The following is a 4173-nucleotide window of genomic DNA, read 5'->3' on the forward strand; positions in this document are numbered from 1 at the left end:
GATTTTATCTGATGAACGCGTTGATCACGCAACAAGGCAGCCATAAATAGCTCAACGCATTATAAGAAGTTATAAAGTGAACGAGAAAGACGAAGCCGTTCCAGTTCGCCTTTCTTAGTTCATTTTTTCTTTGTTCTTTCTTTGTTGGTTTTTTCTTTGGATCCTATTGAGAGATACCCGCCAATTTCAGCAATACCGCTTCTAGTTGATCCCATGGCATGAGCTGTGAGTCAATCACTTCTAAGCGTGATTCAAACCCTTCTAAGCTCATCTCATTCACTGAAACGACTCCTTGGTTGATGTTGAAGGCGTAACATCCTTTATCGGTATTGACGACCGCCTTAACACGCTCAGCGGTCAGGGCACTCAGCATAGAAAAAAGCTCATCAAAATCAAAATGGTATTCAGCGCCGATTAACCAACCACAACTGAAATAACCTTGGCCCCGATTTTCTTTGCGCACAAACGCTTTACCCGGCTGTAACACAAACTGTGGTTCTAACGAAGCATGATGATGGTGATGCGCTTCAATATGAGTAGAAGCTGCGCCGTGAAGACGTTCAATATCTAATAATTCTAAAGGCAACTCACCTTGCTTGACTAACTTGCTAAAAATCTTCGCGGGTGATTGATCAGTCACCCAGTCATTAAACGCATCCACATCAGCACTAGTGCATTGATCCACTTTATTGCCAATCACCACATCACCACTGGCCAATTGGTCATTAAAATTTTGGTTGGATGTGTATTTTTCATTACGCAAGTTGCGCGGATCCACTAAAGTGATCGTGGCTTTTAAATCGACATACGGTGCATATTGATCAGAAGTTAAAGTTGCCACCACTTGCTTAGGGTGCCCAAGCCCTGTTGGCTCAATTAATAGACGATCGGGCTTTTGCCTAAGTAAGGCGTTAATTCCAACAGACATAGGAACACCCGCGGTACAGCACATACAGCCGCCCGGTACTTCTTTGATCAGCGCGCCTTGGTCAGACATCATCGCCCCATCAATACCAATTTCTCCAAACTCATTGACCAACACCGCCCACTTTTCATCAGCAGGTTTATTCTTCAATAAATTCAAAATGGCCGTCGTTTTTCCTACACCAAGAAAACCGGTAATAATGTTAGTTGGTACTTTTTTTGTCATGTCAGCACTCCTTTTGCGGCAGTATATACCGAAATAAGAAGCCAGTGCATGGTTTGCCAGTTAGACAGGAACAATGAGCCGAGGTACATAAACGACAAAAGGCGCACTACGGTGAGCGCGCCTTTCCCCTCGTAACTCAATCGTGAGTTCGCGAATCGGGAGGACTATAGATGCAACCCGATCATAAACGAGGACATAGAATTGAAATATTGCTGATTCCATCCAAATTGTAGGTAAGGCTTGAATTCCTCCCTGTACGATATCTGAATCTGCCTTACGCTTTAACTATGGTTCATTTGGCTGGCTTAGCAAGGTTCAATCTCTGTTTTTTAACTCATTTTTAACTCAGATCTCGTTTTTAGTAGAGAATCTCTCCATCTTCCAGATATGGAAATCTACATTGCAGCTTTGACGCTATAGTTAATCACTTTGGCGCGTATAATTCTGTAACAAAATATGTTCACATTTTACCAATCGAGGCCCTTTTTTACATGACCAAAAGAGAGAGATTGAAACAGTCACTGCTTGCAAAAGTTCCAAAAGATACGATTAACCAATTTCTCTCTAAGGACAAAACACCACTCTCAATCCTTTTTCTTTCGCTCATTGTCGGTATTCTTGCTGGGATTGTTGGTACTTACTTTGAGGCCGCTGTGCACTTGGTTTCGGAAACACGCACCGAGTGGTTAAAAAGTGAGATTGGTAATATCTTACCCTTGTGGTTGGCCGCTTTTCTTATCAGTGCAGCGTTGGCGTTTATCGGTTATTTCCTTGTGCACCGGTTTGCGCCCGAAGCCGCCGGTTCTGGCATTCCTGAAATTGAAGGCGCGATGGATGGTATGCGCCCCGTTCGTTGGTGGCGAGTACTGCCAGTGAAGTTTTTTGGCGGTATGGGCGCCTTAGGTTCTGGTATGGTTTTGGGACGTGAAGGGCCCACGGTTCAAATGGGGGGAGCCATTGGCCGAATGGTGTCGGATATTTTCCGCATCAAAAATGACGATACCCGCCACTCACTCTTAGCCTCTGGCGCAGCTGGAGGCCTAGCTGCCGCATTTAATGCGCCGCTGGCGGGCATCATGTTTGTGATAGAGGAGATGCGCCCGCAGTTTCGCTATACCCTCATTTCAGTACGTGCCGTCATTGTCTCTGCGGTGGCGGCAAATATCGTCTTTCGCGTGATTAATGGCCAACATGCTGTGATCCAAATGCCGCAATATCAAGCACCAGAGCTGGCTTCACTGTGGCTGTTTCTGCTGCTTGGGGGACTGTTTGGTATTTTCGGTGTGCTATTCAACCGTTTAATCACACTATCACAAGATATTTTTGCCAGAATTCATCGCAATGATCGTAAGCGATATTTACTCACGGGTTCACTATTGGGAGGCTGTTTTGGCTTAACTTTATTGTATATTCCAGAATTGACTGGGGGTGGCATCTCACTGATCCCTAATATCACCAATGGTGACTATGGTGCCGCTATCTTGCTGCTTTTGTTCATTGGTCGTATTTTTACCACCTTGATCTGCTTTGGTTCTGGTGCTCCGGGCGGGATTTTTGCGCCAATGCTGGCATTAGGCACGCTGTTTGGCTACGCCTTTGGCCTGATTGCGCAAGAACTGTTACCACAATTAGCGATTAACCCAGGAATGTTCGCCATTGCAGGCATGGGTGCACTGTTTGCCGCAACGGTTCGCGCACCCATTACAGGTATTTTATTAGTTATTGAAATGACCAATAATTATTATTTAATTTTACCGCTGATTATTACTAGCCTTGGCGCGGTTATTTTCGCTCAATTACTTGGCGGCCAACCCATTTATAGTCAGTTGCTCCATCGCACCTTGAAAAACGCCAAGCTGCAACAACAAGATCTTCCACCAAAAGAGTAATCGTGAGACTCATGAATATTGACTCCGCTGCGAATTGTTATGTCTAAGTAACAAATTAGAAGGTGAGATGTTGCACCACAACTCGATAAACTTGATAATGCGCTCGTTTGCTGGCTGCTAGAAATACATTATTCATTTTCTAGAGCAAATGATGACATGGAGTTTATCGTTGAACTGGAAAAGGTTAATTCAAGTACAAAGCACACCGCCCTCTCAAGCTGCGCTAGCATTAGGTGTGATCAGCCTCGGGCATGCGTGGGCGCTTTATATTCCCTCGGTCGGCCTCATTATTCGCCCCTATTTGGCACTGCTCGGTGCATTATTACTGCTGCCTGTCTTGCTAAAATACCTCACCAGCTTCAAGACATTCATGGAGGACATTCGCCACCCTCTTTCCGGTAGCTTGATGGCTCCAATGAGCATGACTTTACTGATCTTAAGTGATTATCTCGCTTTAATTTCACCGCTCATTGCTTATCCTATTTGGTTTACCGCGCTCTTGCTGCACTTCACCATGATGCTGCTTTTCTTCAGTTTTCAGGCCATGAACTTTAAAATCAGCCATATTGTACCAAGCTGGTTTCTTTATCCGGTTGGGTTAATCAGTAGCTCGCTCGCTGGCACGCAATTTGGCCACACTGTCTTTTCAGAAACACTCGTCTCTGTCTGTATCGCTATCTATTTTTTTATGCTGCCGTTAGTGTTATATCGTTTGGTGTTTGCTGGAATGTTACCTAAACGCGCACGCCCAACACTCGCGATTATGGCTGCACCTATTAACCTCACCCTCGCGACGTATTTGGTCAACTTCCCTCATCCTGATCCAATATTAACAGGCGCACTGGCTGGCATTGCCATCACCATGACACTGCTTATTTACCTTTGCTATATCCGTCTGCTCAGGCTCAAGTTTCAACCGTCTATTGCTGCTGTGACCTTCCCTTCTGTCATCAGTGCTATCGCCATGCATCGTTTAACCACCTTCTTTGAAGGACAGTACCCGCAATGGCACTGGTTACATCAATTTGGGTTATTTGAATTGACTATTGCTACTTTCTTAGTCGTTTGGGTTTCTATTGGTTATATAAAAATGTATTGGCCTGAATTATTTGCTAATAAATAAAAATCTAATAT

At 44.6% G+C, this 4173-nt stretch carries 3 protein-coding genes; 2 read left to right on the forward strand and 1 reads right to left on the reverse strand.

The features are described from left to right. Nucleotides 1-163 precede the first annotated feature (163 nt). Nucleotides 164-1150 carry a CobW family GTP-binding protein gene (locus tag AACQ17_RS06970; protein WP_094147345.1) on the reverse strand — a complete coding sequence of 329 codons (987 nt, stop codon included), beginning with the start codon at nt 1148-1150 and terminating at the stop codon, nt 164-166. Between the two features lie 491 nt (nt 1151-1641). On the opposite strand from AACQ17_RS06970, the gene clcA reads away from it, so the two are divergent. Next, the gene (gene clcA / locus AACQ17_RS06975) at nt 1642-3039 is read left to right on the forward strand and encodes a H(+)/Cl(-) exchange transporter ClcA (RefSeq protein WP_094147346.1); all 1398 of its coding nucleotides are present in this window, start codon (nt 1642-1644) and stop codon (nt 3037-3039) included. A gap of 148 nt (nt 3040-3187) precedes the next feature. Continuing rightward, on the forward strand, nt 3188-4162 hold the full coding sequence (locus tag AACQ17_RS06980; protein ID WP_013868491.1) for a TDT family transporter: 975 nt from the start codon (nt 3188-3190) through the stop codon (nt 4160-4162). Nucleotides 4163-4173: the final 11 nt, after the last annotated feature.

The organism is Vibrio sp. V10_P2A27P122 (assembly GCF_963874335.1).
Taxonomy (GTDB): domain Bacteria; phylum Pseudomonadota; class Gammaproteobacteria; order Enterobacterales; family Vibrionaceae; genus Vibrio; species Vibrio anguillarum.

What these genes read in the sequence shown, in the direction of transcription:
- AACQ17_RS06970 (WP_094147345.1), bottom strand. Translation starts at nt 1,150, where the DNA reads ATGACAAAAAAAGTACCAACTAACATTATTACCGGTTTTCTTGGTGTA.
- clcA (WP_094147346.1), top strand. Translation starts at nt 1,642, where the DNA reads ATGACCAAAAGAGAGAGATTGAAACAGTCACTGCTTGCAAAAGTTCCA.
- AACQ17_RS06980 (WP_013868491.1), top strand. Translation starts at nt 3,188, where the DNA reads ATGATGACATGGAGTTTATCGTTGAACTGGAAAAGGTTAATTCAAGTA.